Below are 18,823 nucleotides of genomic sequence, written 5' to 3' on the forward strand. Positions count from 1 at the left end.
GGCGTGGTGAGCGCGGAGGCCGGGTCAGTGGCAGGAGGCGTGGTGAGCGCGGAGGCCGGGTCAGTGGCAGGAGGCGTGGTGAGCGCGGAGGCCGGGTCAGTGGCAGGAGGCGTGGTGAGCGCGGAGGCCGGGGCGGCAGCAGGAGGGGTGGGCGTGGTGCTCGGGACCTGGGCCGGAGCGGCGGGCGGGGTATCGGCGGGGATCGGTGCGTGATCCGGGTCGGGGGCGGTTTCCGCGAGGACGGGCAGGTCATCCGGTACGGCGTGCGCGGCCGGGGCCGTTGCGGGCGACCCCGGCTCGGGGTCCGGCTCGGGCACGGGACGACGCTGGGCGGGAACCAGCGGAACCACCTCGCCCGGTGCGACCTCCACAGGGGGCCGAGGCGCGGGAAGAATCTGCGGGCCGTACCCACGACGAGCCTGGAGCCGGGAGTTCATCAGCAGCCCGGACGGCTGCACGTACTCGTGCCCGTCCTGCCGCGAACAACCATGGGCGTACGGCGAGTGCCCGCATCGGGCGCACCCCATGGGCAGCGGTACAGCACCGCCGAAGCAGGCGCATGTGTCCGAGCCGATGTCCGGAGCACTACTCTTGCTCACGTCAGGAGTTACCTTCCTGATCAAGGACCTGTTCCGGCGGGGCTAACGCCGGGCAGGTCCGTTTTTTTACGCTTCGGATGTTTTTGATCGCTTGCACGTTCGATTTCTCATCTACACTCGTATCTACTCATGTAGATCCGTCACTGGCCGTAGTCATATGAGAGACCGCGTAGATACATCTCTACGTTCGTGTCGTGCATGACTACGAGCCAGACCGCCCGATCTGGATTCAGGTGGTCGAGATCCTGGAGAGCAGGATCCACAGCGGGGAGTACCAGCCTCGGCACCTGATCCCATCAGAAATGCAGATGGTGCAGGAGTTCGGCGTGGCCAGGACCACCGCACGCAAGGTGGTGGCCTACCTCCGCGATCAGGGGCTGGTCTACACGGTCCCCCAGATCGGAACCTTCGTCAGCTACCCCGGCCGGGAAACCGGCTGAGGTGTGCTTGTCTCCCCTGACGCCCGCCTTTCCTCCATCAGGGGAGAACGTCTGATACCCCTGACGTACGGCTAGCGGGGGTTGATCCATGTTTTCGTGCCATGATGGCCTCACTCACAGTGGGTAACCTCGCGAATCCATAATGCGCGTGCTTACGGCACGACTGCAAGCCGAAAGCACGAGAATTTTTTCGCCAGACGCGGCACACTGAGGCCATGCCAATGAAGTCCCCCACCGTCCGGCATCGTCGTCTGGGCCGTGAGCTGCGCAGACTCCGGGAAGAGGCCGAACTCAGCACCGCTGAGGCCGCACTTCGGCTTGGCTGGTCGCTCAGCAAGGTCCATCGTGTTGAAGGTGGCCGGATCATGGTCTCCGAGACAGACCTGGTTCACGCCTGCGATCTGTTCGGCGCGGACAGCTACACCAAGGGCGGGCTGATCCAACTCGCCCGCGACGCCAACCGCCGTGGCTGGTGGACGGCCTACTCCGATGTTTTCACCGGTGGCTACGTCGCCCTGGAGGACGACGCCACCGCTATCCGCACGTGGCAGATAGCCGTGATCCCAGGTCTGCTCCAGAGCGAGGGCTATGCCCGCGAAGTCATCCGCGCCAGGCACCCTGACATAGAGGAAAACGAGCTGAACCGGCGCGTGAGCGCTCGAATGGTCCGCAAAATCAACGTCGTCGGTCCGAAGGCTCTGGCTCTGCACGCGTTGATCGACGAGGCCGCCATCCGTCGCCCCGTAGGCTCAGCCCAGATCATGGATCAGCAGCTCGACTACCTTCTCCAGAATGCGAACCAGTCGCACATCACCGTGCAGATCCTCCCACTGGGCGCCGGGGCACATCCGGGCATGGAAGGACCTTTCTCGGTCTTAAGCTTCGACCCTCAGGACCCGGATGTTGGCTATGTCGAAAGCCCAGCCGGAGAGGTGTACGTCGAAGCGGATCACCAGGTGCGGGACCTTATCCTGCTCTTTGAGCGCCTTGCCGGCGCCTGCCTGTCCCCCGAGGAGTCTGCGGCGCTCATCGCCGCAGTGAGGAGCGAAACATGATCCCCCGCGACCTGACCGGCGCCGAGTTCCGCAAGTCCAGCCTCAGCGGCGGCAACAACGACTGCGTGGAGGTCGCCACGAACCTCCCGGGCCTGGTCGCCGTCCGCGACAGCAAGGACCCTTCCGGTCCGGCGCTGGCGTTCACTCCCGCGCAGTGGCGTTCATTCATCGGCCGCGTGCACACCGGCGCCTTCGACGCCTGACCACTCGCCTTTCCGCAAGACCCTGGCGCTGACACACAGCACCGGGGTCTTGTGTGTGATAGGGACTGCTCGCACAGTGAGGGTCAGGACTCACTCATCCGAAGGCGAGGAACCCCATGTCCCCTGACCTGACCGGCGCCGAGTTCCACAAGAGCAGCCTCTCGGGCGTTACCACTGACAACTGTGTTGAGGTCGCGACGAACCTCCCCGGCCTGGTCGCCGTCCGCGACAGCAAGGATCTTTCCGGCCCGACGCTGGCGTTCACTCCCGCGCAGTGGCGTTCATTCGTCGGCCGTGTGCGGACCGGTGCCTTCGACGCCTGAACACTTACCTTCTCGCAAGCCTCTGGCGCTGACGTGGCGTCGGGGGCTTGCATGTGCTGAGAGGCACTCGCACAGTGAGGATCAGGAACCCCCAGACGAAGGCGAGGAGCAGCCATGTCCCCCGACCTGACCGACGCCAAGTTCCACAAGAGCAGCCTTTCAGGCGCTACGAACGAAAACTGTGTCGAGGTGGCCACGAACCTCCCCGGCCTGGTCGCCGTCCGCGACAGCAAAGACCCCTCCGGTCCGGCCCTGGCCTTCACGCCCGCCCAGTGGCGCTCGTTCATCGGCCGCGTGAACACCGGTGCCTTCGACGCCTGATCACTTACCTTCTCGCAACCCCCTGGCGCTGGCACGGGCCGGGGGCTTGCGAGCGCTGAGGGACACTCGCACAGTGTCGTTGCCTCAGGGTGCAGGGCCGCTCCCGAGTACCCCTGGAGCCGAGACGGCTTATCTCCACCTGGCTCATGGACGCACCCTCACCACATCCACCCGCCCGAGAAAAGCAGAGAACCTGACGTCTTCAGACGGAACACCTTTGTGGAGGACGCGAAACTCGGAACATTCGACTCTGATCCGTGAACCCGTCATCATGGACAGAGCTTCGTACGCCGGGCCGTACCCAAAAATGATCAACGCTCTGACCTGCACCTCTGCACTACCGCCGGACTGCCGCAGAACCAGTCCGCCCCACCCGCATTTCGCCCTACCTGACCTGGGACTTTACCCTCGGGTCGCTCATCACCCTGAAGGGTTCGCAACCGGGCCGCCCGGTCAGCCCAGGCGCCCCGACCGGCATGTCGCTCATCACCCTGAAGGGTTCGCAACAAGGCCTTGGGCGGAAAGTTCTGGACGTCTTTCTTCGTCGCTCATCACCCTGAAGGGTTCGCAACCCTGCCAGTAGATCCTCCTGCCCGGGGACGTACCCGGTCGCTCATCACCCTGAAGGGTTCGCAACTCTACGGCCCCTGCGGCGCCCGGTGGGGGAAGGGTGGTCGCTCATCACCCTGAAGGGTTCGCAACAACAGCTCCAGCGCGGTTGACGCCATAGGCTCACCGTCGCTCATCACCCTGAAGGGTTCGCAACCTCGCTTCCATCCGAGCGATGGCGGCCTCAGTCGCCGGTCGCTCATCACCCTGAAGGGTTCGCAACCCCTGGGAACCCTCTCCGACTCCCCGTCCGTTACTCCTGTCGCTCATCACCCTGAAGGGTTCGCAACGCGTCTCCCACAGGCCGGGCGCCACCAACCTGCTGCGTCGCTCATCACCCTGAAGGGTTCGAAACTAGGCCGGGCCGTACGGGACGAAAATGACGTCGCTTGTCGCTCTGAAGAGGACCCGACCGGTGGGCTCGCCTATTTGTTCGCTTATTTGGCTGTTGTCAGTTCGGCGAGGTGGCGTGGGGGTGGTGACCGTTTGGTTGCCAGGGGGTGGTTTTTGTGGGGTTTCGGGCTTGGTGGTGGGTTTGAGGTTGGAACGGGGTGGATGGTGGTGAGTGGGGTGGGGTTGGCTGGGAGTTGGGTTTGGGGCTGGCGGTTTTTATCGCGTGACGTCCCTTAAAAAGGTTAAAGTCGCATCCTGATCCCTCCGGCGAAAGGATGTATTCGTGGCATTACCGTTCGGTGGCGGCAAATCCGGCACAAGCGGCCATCTCAGCAAAATTGCGCCCACCCCTCCGGTGGAGCTTCTGTTCGAGATCGCGACCCGTGCTCGCCTCGCGGCCTCCCCCCTCACCACCGACCTCGGACCCGACGACGGCCTCCCCATCGAGGAAGCCATCGCGATCGTGTTGTCCCCGGCGCCCGTGACGCCGCTGCTGTCGGACCCGGAGCTGGCCATCGTGGCCAAGGTCGCCGAGGACGACCCCGACTACGCCGAGACCCTGCGCGCCGGTATCGCCGCCTTCCGCGCCGACCTCGCCGCCCAGGCCGAGCAGATCGGCGATGCCCAGCTCAGCGCCCACCTGCTCGCCTCCGCCACCGCGGCCGCCGAGTTCGACGCCGACATTTACACGCTGCCCTTCCCGGAAGACGACGACATCGAGCTCGTCATCGACGCCGTCAACCAGCAGGTCGCCCAGGTCAACAACGCCATCGCCGACGCGACCACCGAGGTTCCCGCCCAAGTCATCCACCAGACGATCCTGCGCACCCTGCGAACCGCCTCCCCGGCCGTGCCGATCTCGCCCCGCTCCGGCGACACCGCACCCCTGGTCCGCAGGGTGGAGGAAGCCGCCGCGATCACCCGGCTGTCCACCCGCGACAGCCAGGCGCAACAGGCGGCGGCCACGCTGACGCTCCGCCTCTACTGGCAGGACGAGACGCTGCAGCAGGCACTCGACGCCCTGGCCCCGCCCCCGGCCGACACCGCCCCCACCAAATCCGTGCTCGTCACGTCGGGCCCGAACCCGGCCACGACGAACGTCGCCGCCCTCGTCACCGCCATCCACCTGGACTATCTCGCCTTCTCCCTCGGCGTCTCCCGAGGAATCGGCACCACCTGCGCGCAACGCGTCGCCAAGACCCCGCCCGTCGCCGATCCGGTTTCCCAGGCCCCTCAGCAGGTCACGGAGATCCCTCCGTGGGAGCGCCGCAAGGGGCGCTTCGGCGACGAATTCGGTCGCCCCATGAACATATACGAAAGCATGGAGGATGCCTCCTTCCGCGCCGACCACGTCTACGACTCCGCGACGAAAACGTGGCGTAGGCTCACTCCCAGGGAGAGGATCATCAGGAACTGGGGTGTCGCGGGCGCCCTGACCGGATGGGTCGGCGGATCCGCCGTCGGTGTGCTCCTCATCCCCGAAACCGGAGGAACCGCGCCGTTCATCCTCCAGTTCCAGGGCCTTGTCGCTGGAGCCAAGCACGGGATGGAGTTCGGCGAATGGGTCGCCGACACGTATTACCCCGAACTTCGCTGACGTGACACCCGGTTGAGCAGTCGGATGACGAGGTGACGCCACTCCGTCATCCGGCCGCTCGGCCGCTCGGCCGCTCGCGATGGAGCCTCACGGAGGTCAGGCGGTACGGCCTGCGGGTGTCAACGGGGTCGCCGGGTTCCCGGTTGGCTTCGAGCTCAGTCGACGATCGCGCCACCGGACAGGTTGACGATCGTTCCGGTCATGGTTCCGGCTCGGTCCGAAGCCAGGAACGCGGCGGTCTCCGCGATCTCGGAGAGCGTGGGCAGCCTCTTCAGAAGTGTCCCCTGCGCCATCGCCCCGCCTTCGAGCAGTTCCTGGATCGACTGCCCGGCTGCCGCCGCGGCCTGCTCGAAGAGGCCCCCGGTGTAGGAACCGGCCGCCGGAGCATCGACGACGGCGTGTGGCCGGATGCCGATGACCCGGACATCGCGGGGTGCCAGCTCCGCGGCCAGAACCCGTGAGAACGCCTCCTTGCCGGCCGCGCTCACGGCGTGCCCCAGGATGCCGCCTACCGCCAGTTTGGCCCCCGGCTCCGACAGCGTCAGGATGACGCCGGGACGCTCGCTGCCCATGTGCCGCGCCACAGCCTTGCTGGTGATGAACAGCGTCCGCAGGAAGCCGTCGATCGGCCGCATGAACTCCTCCAGCGACAGGTCCGCCAGCGGAGTCCCCTGGTCGTGCATGACGCTCACGGCGTTGACGGCGATGTCGATGCCGCCCGCCGTCGCCGCTACCGCGTCGGCGTGCTTCTCGACCGCCTGTTGGTCGAGGACGTCGACGCGCGCGGTCTCGACAGTTCCGCCCGTGGCGGCGATGTCGCTCGCCACGGCGTCGAGCTTCGCCTGCGTCCGCCCGGCGACGAAGACCCTCGCGCCCTCCCGGGCGAACACCCGTGCGACGGCCCCGCCGATGGCGCCGCCTCCCCCGTAGATCACGGCGCTCTTGCCCTTGAGCAGCGGTCCGCTCATGTCTGTCCCCCAGGTGATTGTTGGATCATGCCGGTGCCGCTGCGGGCTCTATCGCGGGATGCTCTTTCTCCACCCCGACACACTTGCATGATGCAAGCGAGGGTAGAGGGGTAGGCTTGCATGACGCAAGTGCTTCCCTGGGGAGGTGGGGCCGTCATGCTGGGCAGGACCTACGACACACAGGTGTGCTCGGCCGCCAGGGCCCTGGAGGTCGTCGGCGAGCGGTGGAGCCTGCTGATCGTGCGTGACGTGCTGTTCGCCGGGGCGAGCCGGTTCGCCGACTTCCAGCGGCTGGGCATCGCGACCAACATCCTGGCCAAACGCCTGGACAGCCTTGTCGACGCGGGCGTCCTCGAACGGCGGTCGAGCAAGGAGCAGCCCGACCGGAGCAGCTACGCCGTGACCCAGAAGGGCCTCGACCTGGCACCCGTGATCATCGCGCTGACCCAGTGGGGCGACCGATGGGCGGCACCCGACGGCCCACCTATCCTCTATCGGCACACGGGCTGCGACGGAACGATCGCCGACCAAACCACCTGCCAAACCTGCGGCCAGATCACCGACCTCACCCAGATCCACGTCATCCACGGCCCCGGCTTCCCCGAAGCCCTCAAAAAATCCCGGCCAAACACCGCCGACCAGCGGTAATACAGCCCGAGTTTCTCGTCGTCGGTGACGTTTCGCTCGGAGTGGGAGCCGCTCCCCTGGAACGGCACGGAGGAACATAGCCCATAGTCACGGCTGATCAGACTCACCGCGCTCCCGATCTCGCACACACGCATGCCCGCTTTGATCCCGGACGTCAGTTGCCCCTTCCTCCTGGCCTGTCACCATGAGGTGGTCCGGACGCTCGACCGAGCACACCGCAGGCGACTGCTTGAGGAGTGAGTGAGCATGACGACGGCACGTCCCTGGAACGACCGGCAGGCGAGGTCGGCCCGGCGGTGGACTCTCGGTGCCGTGGCTCTGAGTCTCGTGGTCGCCGCCGTGTTGTTCCTCGTGCCGGTCTACGCGTCGGCCACCCCGTCCGGGACCGTTGGCAGGCGCGCGGTCGATCTCGTCGGCGGTCGTGTGCTGCTCTTCCTCGTCCCGGTCGTGCTCTCCGTGCTCCCCCTCCTCGTCGCCGGAGCGTTGCGTAGGGCGTCCACCCTCGCCGCGGCCATCCTCCTGGGCGCCTTCTGCCTGATCACCCTGCCTTCGATCGGCATCTTCCTTATCCCCTCCACCGTCTGCCTTCTTGTCGCGTTCACCCGTCTGCTGGCGCGCTGACGGCCACCGGTGGCCGCGTGCCGTACGGGGTCAGAGGTAACGGAGGGGTCCCGGGGAGCGACAGACTGTGGGGGGGGTGGGGTTGGGTCTTGGGTGGTGACTGGTGATGGTTCCGTATAACGCTATAGCATTCCATTATCCGGAATAGGCGAGGGAGAATCATGGGTGAGGTCCAGTCACCGGTGGGAAGTGTCGATCGGGCCCTGCTGATCCTGCAGGAGATCGGCAGGCACAGCAGGGGGGCTACCCTCGACGAGTTGTCCACTCGGCTCAGGTTGCCGAAGAGTTCGTTGCACCGGTTGCTCGGCGCGCTGAAGCATCGGGGGTTCGCAGCGCAGCCCGAGCCGAGCGGTCCCTACTTCCTGGGGACCGAGATGCTGGCGACGGCCTTCAGGTTCTACGAGAACATGGACCTGCGCACCCTTGTCCATCCGCTGCTGACGCGGTTGAGCGAGGAGTTCGCCGAGACCGTGCACATGGCCATGCTCGACGGGGCCGAGGTCGTCTATCTCGACAAGGTCGAGGCCGTACGGTCGATCACGATGACCTCGGTGATCGGCGGACGCAACTTCGCGCACTGCACGGGGGTGGGCAAGGCGCTGTTGGCGTGGACCTATCCCACCGACGAAGCGATCAGGGCGTGGGCCGAGCGGTACGGCCCGCTGGCCTCGCGGACCCGCAACACGATCACCAGCCCGGCGCGGCTGGCCACGCACCTGGCCCAGATCAGGGAGCGCGGTTACTCGCTCGACCTTGAGGAGAACGAGCCCGGGGTGCGGTGTGTCGCGACCCCGGTGTTCATGGGCAAGTCGACCCCCGTGGCGGCGGTGAGCGTGACGGCCCTCAAGGACCGCATGTCACCGGCCCGGATGGACGAGTGCGGCAACGCCCTGCGGCTGGCCGTCGCCGAGCAACTCTGACCCTTGACAGGGCGTTCTCGGCGGTGATCTGCTGAGAGCCATTTGGAATAGCGTTCTGTGATACGGAATAGGAACGGCACATGAACCTCACCGTGGTCTCCAAGCCGAGGATCGTCCCCGGCCCCCGTGCGCTGCTCGGCGAGGGGCCCCGCTGGGACGAACGCACGCGAACCCTGCTGTGGGTGGACATCCCCGCGGGCAAGGTGCACCGGCTCGACCCCGCGGACGGCTCACGCGGCGTGATCGACGTGGGCATGGCGGTCGGGGTCGCGGTCCCCAGGGCGGAGGGCGGGCTGGCCCTGGCCGTACGGGACGGCTTCGCCGTACTCGCGGAAGACAGGTTGGAGATCGTCGCGCCCGTGACCGCGGACGAGCGGCCGGGGAACCGGATGAACGACGGCGCCTGCGACCGGGCGGGCCGTTTCTTCGCGGGCACCATGGCCGAGGACGACACCCCGGGGGCCGGGGCGCTCTACCGGCTCGGGCCCGGACGGCGCTGCGAGCGGGTGGTCGGGGACGTCGCGATCTCCAACGGCGTCGCGTGGAGCCCGGACGAGCGGCTGATGTACTACGTGGACACGCCGACGGGGCGGATCGACGTCTTCGACTACGACCCGGCGGAGGGGAGCCTGGCCAACCGGAGGCTGTTCGCCATGATCCCCAGGGGCCTGCCCGACGGTCTCGCCGTGGACACGAGCGGGCACGTGTGGGTCGCGCTGTGGGGTGGCGGGGCCGTACTGCGACTGCGTCCTGACGGGAGCCACGACCTGACCGTGGAGATCCCCGCGACCAACGTGACGAGCTGCGCGTTCGGCGGCCCTGACCTGAACGTGCTGTACGTGACCAGCGCCTGGGACGGGGAGACGGGCGGTGAGCTGTTCCGGTGCGAGACCTTCTTCACCGGCCTGCCCGCCAACCCCTACCGGGAGAACGGATAAAGCGCCCGGTGGGACGGCCCCCGCCGTCCCACCGGGACACCGGTGAAGGGGGTCAGCCCTTCACCGCGCCGGTCAGCGCCTGGACGAAGCGGCGCTGACCGAAGAGGAAGACGCCCAGGACGGGCAGCGTGGTGAGCACGGTGCCCGCCATGACGGCAGGCCAGTCGGCCTTGTGCTGGCCCTGGAAGGTGGTCAGCCCGACCTGGACCGTGTAGTTCGCCTCCGAACTGATCGCCACCAGCGGCCAGAACAGGTCGTTCCAGGCCGTGATGAAGGTGATGACGGCCAGCGCGGCGAGGGCGGGCTTGGCCACCGGCAGCACGACCCTGAAGAACACCGCGAACCGCGAGCATCCGTCGATCCTGGCGGCCTCCTCCAGTTCCTTGGGGAAGGACTGGAAGAACGCGGTCATCAGGTAGATGCCGACCGCCGAGCTGAGCTGCGGCACGATGAGCGCGCCCAGCGTGTCGGTCAGCCCGACCTTGTTGAAGATCAGGAACGTCGGGATCACCGTGAGCTGGAAGGGGATCAGCGCCGTGGCGATCACCAGGACCAGGGTGATCCTGGAGCCGATGAACCGCATCCTCGCGAAGGCGTAGCCCGCCATGCTGCACAGCGCGAGCTGGGCGATCACGATCGCGCCCGAGACGAGCACGCTGTTGAGGAACCAGCGCGGGAAGTCCGAGCCCTGCAGGACCGTACGGTATCCACCCAGGTCGAGGGCCTCCGGCCAGACCGAGGGCGGGAAGCGGTTCAGCTCGCCCTGGGTCATGAACGAGCTGAGCACCATCCAGACGAACGGCAGCACGGTCACCGCGGACATCGGCACGAGCACCAGGTGCCACCCGCTGGGCAGACGACGTCTCATCGCATGGCCCCTCTCCTGCGCGCGACCAGCAGGCCCGCGATGATCAGCAGCAGGGTCCCGGCGAACAGCACGTAGGCGACGGCCGCGCCGTACCCGGCGGTAAAGAAGCTGAAGGCGAGCTGCCAGACGTAGTAGACGATCGTCACCGTGGAGTTGGCGGGACCGCCCTTGGTGGTGGTCACGATCAGGTCGAAGAACTGCAGCGCGTCGATCAGTCCCCAGACGCCGAGGAAGATCGTCATGGACCGTACCGAGGGCACGATGATGTGCCAGAACGTGGCCCACCTGCTCGCGCCGTCGATGGCCGCCGCTTCGAGGACCTCCTTGCTGATCTCCTGGATCGCGGCCAGGTAGATCACCACGGAGAACCCGAAGCGGGTCCAGAAGAAGATCAGCGTCAGCACGAACATCGCCTGGGACGGGCTGCTCAGCAGGCCCTGGACCGGCAGCCCGAGCTTGACGAACAGGCCGTTCATCAGCCCGAAGTCACGGTCGAAGATGTAGCCCATGAGCAGACCGGCCGAGGTGGCCGAGGCGATGTACGGCACCAGGAAGCAGGCCCGGTAGAACCCGATGCCGCGCACCTTCCTGTTCAGCAGCACCGCGACCAGCAGGCCGGCGATCAGCGAGGCCGGGATGTAGAGCACGACCAGCAGCCCGGTGTTCCTGAGCGCCTGGTAGAACACCGGGTCCTGGAACAGCGCCCGGTAGTTGTCGAGCCCGACGTTGCGCCCCGGCGTCATCAGGTCGGAGTCGGTGAAGGAGAGCATGAGCGCCCACGCCATGGGGATCAGCGAGAACCCCAGGATGATCACCGTCGCCGGTCCCGCGAACGACCATCCCGTGACGTTGTCGGCCAGCTTCCTGCGGTCGGGTCTCCGCTTCGGGGCCGCGGTCTCCGCCCGGCTGAGCGCCTGCACGTTGCTCATGATCCCGGTACGGCCAGCGCCGCGTCCGCCTTGGCGGCGGCCTCGTCCAGGGCTTCCTTGGTGGTCGTCCTGCCGAGCAGGGTCTTGGCGATGGCGTCGGCCACGAAGGAGGACACCCGGGGGTACTTCGTCGTCGGCGGTCTGACCCGCTTGGCGTTGGCGAGGTTGGCCGAGATCACGTCGACTCCCGGATACTTCTTCAGATAGTCCTGGTAGCCGGGCAGCTTGGTGATCGACTCGCGGATCGGCAGCGATCCGGTGGCCGTCATCCACTCAAGCTCCTGCTCCGGCGCGGTCAGCCAGCTCAGGAAGGTGGTGGCGGCCTTGACCCGGCGTTCGTCGTGGTTGAACACGACCCAGTTGTCGGGTCCGGAGACCGTCTCGTGGTTGCCGTTGGTCCCGGGCAGCTGCACGACGCCGTAGTCGACCTTGGCCGCCTGCAGGTCGGGAAGCACCCAGGGACCCGACATGAAGAAGCCGAGCCGTCCCGACTCGAAGAGCTTCTGGCCCTTCTCGGCGGGGCTTGAGTCCAGGTAGAGGGACTTGTCCTCGACCGCCATGGCCCGCAGCAGGTCGAGCGCCTGCTGTCCCGCCGGGGAGTTGAAGGTGGCCTTCCTCTGGTCGGGCGAGAGGATGTCGCCGCCCGCCTGCCAGAGCATCGGCCACAGGCCCCACACGGCCTCCTCGCCGCCGCTGATCGGCCAGGTGGCGCCGAAGACGCCGTCGCCGGGGGCAGTCATCTTCTTGGACATCTCCCGGAAGTCGGCCCACGTCCAGTCGGGCTTGGGGTGCTCGATCCCGGCCTTGTCCAGAAGTTTCTTGTTGTAGAGGACGACCATGTTGTCCACCACGGCGGGGAAGCCGATGACCTTGCCCTGCACGGTGACCGACTCGCGCTCGTTGGCCCAGAAGTCCTGCCACCTGGCTTCCGGGGTCTTGGTGTAGGCGGTCAGGTCGGCCACCTTGGGGTTGCGGGCGACGTTGGGCGCCCACGAGCCGTACAGGTAGGCGATGTCGGGGTAGGCGTCCGAGGTGAGCGCGGCGGTGATCTTGGGAAGCATGCCGTCCGCGGTCGCGCCGCCCGACTCGACCCGGACCCTGACGTCCTTGTGCGTGTCGTTGAACCGGGTGACCAGCTTCTCGATCGTCTTGGCCGAGGTGTCCTCCTGGCCGTGCCAGATGACGATCTCCGCGGGTCCCGACGCCTTCTCGCCCGAGGCGGAGCAGCCGGTGGCGGTCAGCGCGACGACGGCGGCCAGGGTGGTGGCCGCGGTGAGTGCCCTTCTCATCGGACCCCCTCGGGAAGCAGGTCGCCGTGGGCCGCGATCATCTCGTCCACGAGGTCGTGGATCTGCTTGAGAGTGAGCGTGGCCGAGGCGTTCGGGTCGAGCATGGCGGCGTGGTAGACGTGGTCGCGACGGCCTTCGAGGGCCGCCCGGACGGTCAGGTCGCCCACGTTGAGGAAGGTCGTGTTCAGCGCGGCGAGCTGGGCGGGCATCTCGCCGATCGCGGTGGGCCGCATCCCGGACCTGTCGACCAGGCAGGGCACCTCGACGCAGGCGTCCTTGGGCAGGTTGGAGATGAGGCCGTTGTTGCGCACGTTGCCGTGCACGACCCTGCGGGTGCCGGTCTCGATGGAGTGGATGACCTCGGAGGCCAGCTCCATCGCGGGTTCGATCTCGACCCCCTCGCCCGCTGCCAGCCGTCTTCTGGTCTCCTCGTAGGTGTCGAGGTTCTCCTCGGACCAGCGCAGGTAGATCTCCACGGGGATGCGGAAGTGCTCGACCTGGTCGTCGTGGTGCAGGAACCAGGGGAGATACTCGGAGCCGTGCTCACTGGACTCGGTCGGGAAATAGCCGAAACGGCGGTACATCTCCACCCGGACGGTCCGGCGCAGCTCAGGGTCGCGCTCGATGACCTCGTCCAGCACGGGGTAGAGGTCGCGGCCCCGGTGCTCGAACTTCAGCACGAACGCCTGGTGGTTGGCTCCCGCCGTGACGTAGGAGACCTCCTCCTCGGGCACGCCGACGAGCGAGGCCAGGCGGGCCTGGGTGTCGCGCACCGAGTGACACAGCCCGAAGACGTTCTTGAACGGCGTGCCCTGGTAGACGGCCCTGGGGATCATCGCCATCGGGTTGGTGTAGTTGAGCAGCAGCGACTGTGGAGCCAGCTCGGCCAGGTCGTTGCCCAGGCCGACCATCACGGGGATCGTGCGCAGCGCGCGGAAGATGCCGCCGATGCCGAGGGTGTCGGCGATCGTCTGGCGCAGGCCGTACCGGCGCGGGATCTCGAAGTCCACGCGGGTTGCCTCGTATCCACCGACCGCGATCTCGTTGATGACGTAGTCGGCGCCGTCGACGGCGGCACGACGGTCGAGGTGGACCTCGACCTTGGCGCCCAGACCGAGCTTGGCGACCATCCAACCGGCCATGGCCTCGGCGGTGGCCAGCCTTTCGGCATTGATGTCGTGCAGGACCAGGGTGGAATCCCCCAGTTCCGGAAATGTCAGGATGTCAGAGAGGACGTTCTTGGTGAACTCGACGCTGCCCGCGCCGATGAACACGATGCGTGCCATGGGATTTTTCCTTCCACAGAGCACGGCGGCGTTAACCGCTGCGTGCGGTGAGTATAGCGACTGTCCGTTATACGGACCAGCATTCCGTTATACGGAATAACCTGCAAGACCGGGCAAGATCCGATCAGGGCATCGGAAGATCGTTGACGATCTGTCACGTTCCACGACGCCAGAGGCCCTTCGGGGGGCTCCGGCAGGGTTGACATTCCTCCCTCTTACTCGCTTTCCTTGATCGCGGAACTCCGTTCTGTTATACGGAAAGAGAGTGAACGTCTTGAGCAAGTTCTCCCCTCCGAGGCGGACCCCGCTCCGCCTGGGCGTCCTGGTGGGTGTCGCCGCGACCACGATCGTCGCCACGGCCCTCGCCGCGGGCGCCACCTCCGCCACCGGGAACACCGGGACCGGCGTGGCAGCCACGGGGGCTGTCACGGCGGTCACCGCGACCCCCACCGCCAAGCCCGACCCCGGGCACAGGCGCTACAAGCCCAAGCCGAAGCCCACGAAGAGCCCCACGGCCAAGCCCACCCCGAGCCCGACGGCCAGTCCCACGGCCGTGCCCAAGAGCGACATCTGGCGCCCCGCGCTCCGCAGCCGCTGGCAGTACCAGTTGGAGGGCAACCCGGCCTACCCCGCGACCGGGGGCGTCAACGTCAACATCTGCGCGGTGCCGCAGACCGGTGGCGCCTGCGTGCAGCCCGACATGTACGACATCGACCTCTACGCCAACGTGGGGAACAACACGACCCTGAACACCGAGGCCGTCAAGGCCATCCACGCCCGCGGCGCCAAGGCGATCTGCTACGTCGACGCCGGGTCCATCGAGGACTTCCGTCCTGACTACCAGCAGTTCCTCGACTGGCACAACAGCCACGGCAAGTCCCTGCTCGGCAAGCCGTTCAGCAGCACGTTCCCGAACGAGCGCTGGGCGAACATCAACAACGACAAGGGACAACGTGACTTCCTGCTGCAGATGATGGAGGCGCGCGTCGCCAAGTGCGCGAGCGCCGGGTTCGACGGGGTTGAGTTCGACGTCGTGCACGCGCACGAGGAGGGGGCCTCGGTCACCGGCTGGAACATCAGCCCCGCGACCCAGCTCACCTACAACCGGGCCCTGGCGGGCATCGCCCACCGGTACGGCCTGGCCGTCGGGCTCAAGAACGACCTGAGCCAGGTCGCCGACCTGGTCGCGGACTTCGACTTCGCGGTCAACGAGGAGTGCTTCCAGTACGACGAGTGCGGTGACCTCAAGCCCTTCGTCAAGGCGGGCAAGCCGGTCTTCCAGGTGGAGTACCTCACGGCGCCGGGCACCTTCTGCCCGAAGGCGAACTCCACGACGTTCGACTTCAACGCCATCAAGAAGTCGAAGGACTACGACCTGAACGACCTGCCGTACACGCCCTGTCGGTGATCTTGTTGTCGGCCGTCCCTCCGCTCCGGGGGGACGGCCGGTCCCTCTCAGTCCCGTGTCACGGTGACCACCTCCGGGCGGGGGTCGAGCCTCGGCACGAGCCTGAGCGCGTTGCCCGCGTAGACCCGGGTGAGGACGTCGTCGGGCAGGTCGAGGCCGGAGATCGTCCAGCGGCCCATCGGCGGCGGGTCCTCCAGGGAGTGGGCGAAGGCCTCGTCCGCGGTCTCCATGAAACGGAAGTGGAGGCGGTAGACCTCCGGGTCCGGTGGGATCTCGTCGGTGCCGAACAGCACCCGGTCGGGGTGGCTCGTGACCAGCGCGCGGGCCGCCCTGGGTGCCCTGCCGAGTTCGGCGAGGCGGGCGGCGATGTCGATGTGGAAGTTGGGGTGCTCGTCGAGCATCCGCCCGACCCAGCCGAGGTTCTCCGGCCAGCATCCGGCGTGCACCCCGATCACGGTCGTCGCCGGGTGGGCGGCGACCATCGCCTCCATGGCCTCCATCAGCCGCTCGAACGACGGGAACTCAGGCCCGGAGAACACCCAGTCGGGGCGGGCGGTCAGCTGTTCGAGACGCTCGTTGCGCTCGTCCACCGGCTCGAAGAAGGCCACGGGGTCGGCGGTGTGCAGGGCGATGGGAATGCCCAGCTCGCCCGCGGCGGCCCACAGGGGGCCGAGCCGTACGTCGTCGAGCATGAGCAGCTCACCGCGGTGGTCGCGCACATGCAGGCCGAGGTCCTTCCAGACCTTCAGGCCGGCCGCGCCCTCGGCGACCGAGGCGCGCAACTGGGCGGCCAGCCGTTCGTCGAAGCCGGGTTCGGCGGCCTGTGACCAGTCCACGTGGCAGAAGGTGGCGAACCTGCCGGGGTGGGCGGCGTCGTAGCGCTCGATGTTCTCGGCCAGCTCCCTGCCCCAGCGGCCGTCGAGGTTGACCATGCCGCGCACGTTGAGCGCGTCCATCGTGTCCAGCAGCGCGGGCACGTCCCCGACCATCCAGTCGCCGTCGTCGCTGAGCCAGCGGCCGAGGTGGACGTGCGCGTCGACGACGGGCATCCTGGCCCGCTCGACGCGGGTGACGGGAACCCTGAGCTGGGAGATCGGGCGGTAGCGCGACAGCGGGAGGTCGGGCGTGGTCACGGCCGGTCCCTGACGCCCTCGGGCAGCAGGTCCCCGTGGGCGGCGATCAGCTCGTCCACCAGCTCGCGAATTCGGGAGACCGGCAGGCTGGCGGCGGTGTTCGGGTCGAGCAGGGCGGCCTGGTAGACGTGGTCGCGGCGGCCTTCGAGGGCGGCCCGCACGGTCAGTTCGCTGACGTTGAGCGTGACCCGGTTGAGCGCGGCGAGCTGGGCGGGCAGCTCACCGATCCTGGTCGGTCGCACCCCCGAGCGGTCGACGTGGCAGGGCACCTCGACGCAGGCGTCCTCGGGGAGGTTGGAGATGAGGCCGCCGTTGCGGACGTTGCCGTGGATGAGCCGTGGGGTGCCGGTCTCGATGGAGTGGATGGCCAGCGAGGCCAGCTCCTCGCCGCGCTGGATGGTCACGCCCCGGCCCGCGTCGAGGGAGCGCCTCTGCTCCTCGTACTCGGCGAAGCCGTCGGCCAGCCAGTCGAGGTAGACGCCCACCGGGATGCGGTATTTGTCGATCTGGTCGGGCCGGGAGAGGAACCAGGGGAGGTACTCCGCGCCGTGCTCGCTCGACTCCGTCGGGAAATAGCCGAAATTTCGGTAAATTTCCACGCGGACCCTGCGGCGCAGTTCCGGGTCAGCCTCGATGAGCCGGTCCAGACGGCGATAGAGATTCTCCCCGTCCCGCTCGAAGCGCAGCACGAACGCCTGGTGGTTGACCCCGGCCGTGAGGAAGGAGACCTCATCCTCGGGCACGCCGACCATCCTGGCCAGGGTCCGCTGGGTGTCGCGGGCCGCGTGGCAGACGCCGACCACGTTGCGGAACGGCGTGCCCGCGTAGACCGCCCACGGGATCATCGACATCGGGTTGGTGTAGGTGAACAGCGTCGCGTCCGGCGCCAGCTCCGCCAGGTCGTTGCCCAGGGCGACCATCACCGGGATCGTGCGCAGCGCGCGGAAGACGCCGCCGATCCCCAGGGTGTCGGCGATCGTCTGGCGCACGCCGTACCGGGCGGGGATGTCGAAGTCGCGGCGCACGGCGGCCATGCCACCGACGGCGATCTCGTTGATGACGTGGTCGGCGCCGTCGAGCGCGGCACGGCGGTCGAGGTGGGCCTCGACCCTGGCGCCGATCCCGAGTTCCCCGACCATCCAGGTGGCCATGGCCTCGGCCGTCGCGAGCCGTTCGGCGTCGATGTCGTGCAGCACGACCGTCGAGTCGGCGAGTTCGGGGAAGGTCAGGATGTCGGAGAGCAGGTTCTTGGCGAAGGTGATGCTTCCGGCGCCCACCAGGACGATCCGGGCCATGGGGTACCTCGATTCAGGGGGCCAGCAGGGCCTTGACGGGAGTCGCGCGACCGTTCATCAGCGCGGTGAAGACCTCGGCGCCCTCGGCGAGCGGGAAGGTCGAGACCCAGCTCAGGTCCCATCCCCCGACCAGCTCGACCGCCTCGGCGAAGTCGGCGTCGCGGTAGGCGAAGGAGCCGGTCACCCGCTTCTCCCCGCGCACGAGGTCGGCGGCGTCGAACCCGGAGACCGGGTCGGCGAGCCCCAGCCACACCGCGATCCCGCCGGGACGCAGCCGGGCGAGCGACTGCTCGTGGGTGGCCGCCGCGCCGACCGCGTCGAAGACCACGTCGTACTCCCCGGTCAGCTCGGCGACTGCCGCGTCCGCCCCGAGCCCGGCCGCCACCGCTCTGCGGCTGTCGGAGCGGTCGGCGATCTCCACCCGGCCCGCGCCCCCGGACACGGCAACCTGCAGGCAGGCCAGGCCGATGGCGCCCGCGCCGATGACCCCGACCCGCGCCCCCTTCGGGGTCCCGGCCAGTGCCCACGCGTGTACGGCGTTGGCCACCGGCTCGACGACTCCGGCCGCCGTCCAGTCGAGCCCCTCGGGCAGCGCGACCAGTGCGCTTTCCGGTACGGCGACGCGCTCGGCGAACCCTCCCGGGGTGTGCACGCCGACGATCCGCCGCTTCCTGCACACGTTGCGCAGGCCCAGCGCGCACACGTCGCACTCCCCGCACGACAGGATCGGGTTGACGATGACGGGACGTCCTTCGTCGGTACGGCCCGCGAACTCGTGGCCCATCACCAGCGGCGGCACCCGGAAGCCCGGTGTCTTGACGCCGTGCAGCTCGCTGCCGCAGATGCCGGAGGTGACCACGTGCACCAGCACGTCGCCGGGGCCCGGCTCGGGCTCGGGCACCTCGCGCATCTCGACGGTGCCGGGGCCGGTGAACACCAGGGCCTTCACCGTGGGCCGCCGGGGGTCGGATGTGCCTGTC

The 18,823-nt window shown here is 67.8% G+C and carries 19 protein-coding genes, 1 pseudogene and 1 CRISPR repeat array; of the genes and pseudogenes, 11 read left to right on the forward strand and 9 right to left on the reverse strand.

Annotated elements, in window-relative coordinates:
- Positions 1-599 (reverse strand): annotated as a pseudogene (locus FHS44_RS37755) (hypothetical protein); the annotation flags it as partial.
- 194 nt (positions 600-793) lie between these two features.
- Between FHS44_RS37755 and FHS44_RS37760 the strand changes: the two are divergent.
- The 6 genes from FHS44_RS37760 (at position 794) to FHS44_RS37785 (ending at position 5,540) form a co-directional block, all read left to right on the forward strand.
- On the forward strand, positions 794-1,039 hold the full coding sequence (locus FHS44_RS37760) for a GntR family transcriptional regulator (protein WP_184724942.1): 246 nt from the start codon (positions 794-796) through the stop codon (positions 1,037-1,039).
- A 215-nt stretch (positions 1,040-1,254) separates the two neighbouring features.
- Positions 1,255-2,094 carry a DUF5753 domain-containing protein gene (locus tag FHS44_RS37765; protein WP_184724944.1) on the forward strand — a complete coding sequence of 280 codons (840 nt, stop codon included), beginning with the start codon at positions 1,255-1,257 and terminating at the stop codon, positions 2,092-2,094.
- Positions 2,091-2,297, forward strand: a complete 207-nt coding sequence (locus FHS44_RS37770) for a DUF397 domain-containing protein (protein WP_184724947.1) — start codon at positions 2,091-2,093, stop codon at positions 2,295-2,297. The genes FHS44_RS37765 and FHS44_RS37770 overlap by 4 nt, the downstream gene beginning before the upstream one ends.
- 116 nt (positions 2,298-2,413) lie before the next feature.
- Positions 2,414-2,620, forward strand: a complete 207-nt coding sequence (locus tag FHS44_RS37775; protein ID WP_184724961.1) for a DUF397 domain-containing protein — start codon at positions 2,414-2,416, stop codon at positions 2,618-2,620.
- Positions 2,621-2,734: 114 nt separating this feature from the next.
- Positions 2,735-2,941, forward strand: coding sequence for a DUF397 domain-containing protein (locus FHS44_RS37780; protein ID WP_184724963.1), 207 nt, complete (start codon positions 2,735-2,737; stop codon positions 2,939-2,941).
- Between the two features lie 412 nt (positions 2,942-3,353).
- A CRISPR array of direct repeats spans positions 3,354-3,905; the repeat unit is 29 nt; unit sequence GTCGCTCATCACCCTGAAGGGTTCGCAAC.
- A 393-nt stretch (positions 3,906-4,298) separates the two neighbouring features.
- The gene (locus FHS44_RS37785) at positions 4,299-5,540 is read left to right on the forward strand and encodes a hypothetical protein (protein ID WP_184724965.1); all 1,242 of its coding nucleotides are present in this window, start codon (positions 4,299-4,301) and stop codon (positions 5,538-5,540) included.
- Positions 5,541-5,695: 155 nt separating this feature from the next.
- On the opposite strand, the gene FHS44_RS37790 is transcribed toward FHS44_RS37785, so the two are convergent.
- Positions 5,696-6,508, reverse strand: a complete 813-nt coding sequence (locus FHS44_RS37790; RefSeq protein WP_184724967.1) for an SDR family NAD(P)-dependent oxidoreductase — start codon at positions 6,506-6,508, stop codon at positions 5,696-5,698.
- Positions 6,509-6,628: 120 nt separating this feature from the next.
- Here FHS44_RS37790 and FHS44_RS37795 point away from each other — a divergent pair, with 120 nt between their 5' ends.
- The 4 genes from FHS44_RS37795 (at position 6,629) to FHS44_RS37810 (ending at position 9,635) form a co-directional block, all read left to right on the forward strand.
- The gene (locus FHS44_RS37795) at positions 6,629-7,156 is read left to right on the forward strand and encodes a winged helix-turn-helix transcriptional regulator (protein WP_221461790.1); all 528 of its coding nucleotides are present in this window, start codon (positions 6,629-6,631) and stop codon (positions 7,154-7,156) included.
- Positions 7,157-7,402: 246 nt separating this feature from the next.
- The gene (locus FHS44_RS37800) at positions 7,403-7,777 is read left to right on the forward strand and encodes a hypothetical protein (protein WP_184724969.1); all 375 of its coding nucleotides are present in this window, start codon (positions 7,403-7,405) and stop codon (positions 7,775-7,777) included.
- 161 nt (positions 7,778-7,938) lie between these two features.
- The gene (locus FHS44_RS37805; protein ID WP_184724971.1) at positions 7,939-8,697 is read left to right on the forward strand and encodes an IclR family transcriptional regulator; all 759 of its coding nucleotides are present in this window, start codon (positions 7,939-7,941) and stop codon (positions 8,695-8,697) included.
- 80 nt (positions 8,698-8,777) lie between these two features.
- The gene (locus FHS44_RS37810) at positions 8,778-9,635 is read left to right on the forward strand and encodes an SMP-30/gluconolactonase/LRE family protein (RefSeq protein WP_184724973.1); all 858 of its coding nucleotides are present in this window, start codon (positions 8,778-8,780) and stop codon (positions 9,633-9,635) included.
- A 52-nt stretch (positions 9,636-9,687) separates the two neighbouring features.
- Here FHS44_RS37810 and FHS44_RS37815 read toward each other — a convergent pair whose 3' ends face one another.
- Genes FHS44_RS37815 through FHS44_RS37830 form a run of 4 tightly spaced genes read right to left on the reverse strand, consistent with a single transcriptional unit; the run spans position 9,688 to position 14,007 of the window.
- Positions 9,688-10,503, reverse strand: coding sequence for a carbohydrate ABC transporter permease (locus tag FHS44_RS37815; protein WP_184724975.1), 816 nt, complete (start codon positions 10,501-10,503; stop codon positions 9,688-9,690).
- Positions 10,500-11,432 (reverse strand): carbohydrate ABC transporter permease, encoded by a 933-nt coding sequence (locus FHS44_RS37820; protein WP_184724977.1) that lies wholly within the window; start codon positions 11,430-11,432, stop codon positions 10,500-10,502. Before FHS44_RS37820 ends, FHS44_RS37815 begins: the two co-directional genes overlap by 4 nt.
- Entirely contained in the window at positions 11,429-12,721 is a 1,293-nt protein-coding gene (locus FHS44_RS37825) for an ABC transporter substrate-binding protein (RefSeq protein ID WP_184724979.1), read from the reverse strand. Before FHS44_RS37825 ends, FHS44_RS37820 begins: the two co-directional genes overlap by 4 nt.
- The gene (locus FHS44_RS37830; RefSeq protein WP_184724981.1) at positions 12,718-14,007 is read right to left on the reverse strand and encodes an alpha-glucosidase/alpha-galactosidase; all 1,290 of its coding nucleotides are present in this window, start codon (positions 14,005-14,007) and stop codon (positions 12,718-12,720) included. Before FHS44_RS37830 ends, FHS44_RS37825 begins: the two co-directional genes overlap by 4 nt.
- 274 nt (positions 14,008-14,281) lie before the next feature.
- Between FHS44_RS37830 and FHS44_RS37835 the strand changes: the two genes are divergently transcribed.
- Entirely contained in the window at positions 14,282-15,415 is a 1,134-nt protein-coding gene (locus FHS44_RS37835) for an endo alpha-1,4 polygalactosaminidase (protein WP_184724983.1), read from the forward strand.
- A 47-nt stretch (positions 15,416-15,462) separates the two neighbouring features.
- Here the strand turns inward: FHS44_RS37835 and FHS44_RS37840 are convergent, their stop codons facing one another.
- Genes FHS44_RS37840 through FHS44_RS37850 form a run of 3 tightly spaced genes read right to left on the reverse strand, consistent with a single transcriptional unit; the run spans position 15,463 to position 18,792 of the window.
- The gene (locus tag FHS44_RS37840) at positions 15,463-16,548 is read right to left on the reverse strand and encodes an amidohydrolase family protein (protein WP_221461791.1); all 1,086 of its coding nucleotides are present in this window, start codon (positions 16,546-16,548) and stop codon (positions 15,463-15,465) included.
- Complete coding sequence (locus FHS44_RS37845; RefSeq protein ID WP_184724985.1) at positions 16,545-17,843, reverse strand: alpha-glucosidase/alpha-galactosidase; 1,299 nt, start codon at positions 17,841-17,843, stop codon at positions 16,545-16,547. Before FHS44_RS37845 ends, FHS44_RS37840 begins: the two co-directional genes overlap by 4 nt.
- A 13-nt stretch (positions 17,844-17,856) precedes the next feature.
- The gene (locus FHS44_RS37850) at positions 17,857-18,792 is read right to left on the reverse strand and encodes a zinc-dependent alcohol dehydrogenase (RefSeq protein ID WP_184724988.1); all 936 of its coding nucleotides are present in this window, start codon (positions 18,790-18,792) and stop codon (positions 17,857-17,859) included.
- Positions 18,793-18,823: the final 31 nt, after the last annotated feature.

It is taken from the genome of Streptosporangium saharense, from assembly GCF_014203715.1.
Lineage (GTDB): Bacteria > Actinomycetota > Actinomycetes > Streptosporangiales > Streptosporangiaceae > Streptosporangium > Streptosporangium saharense.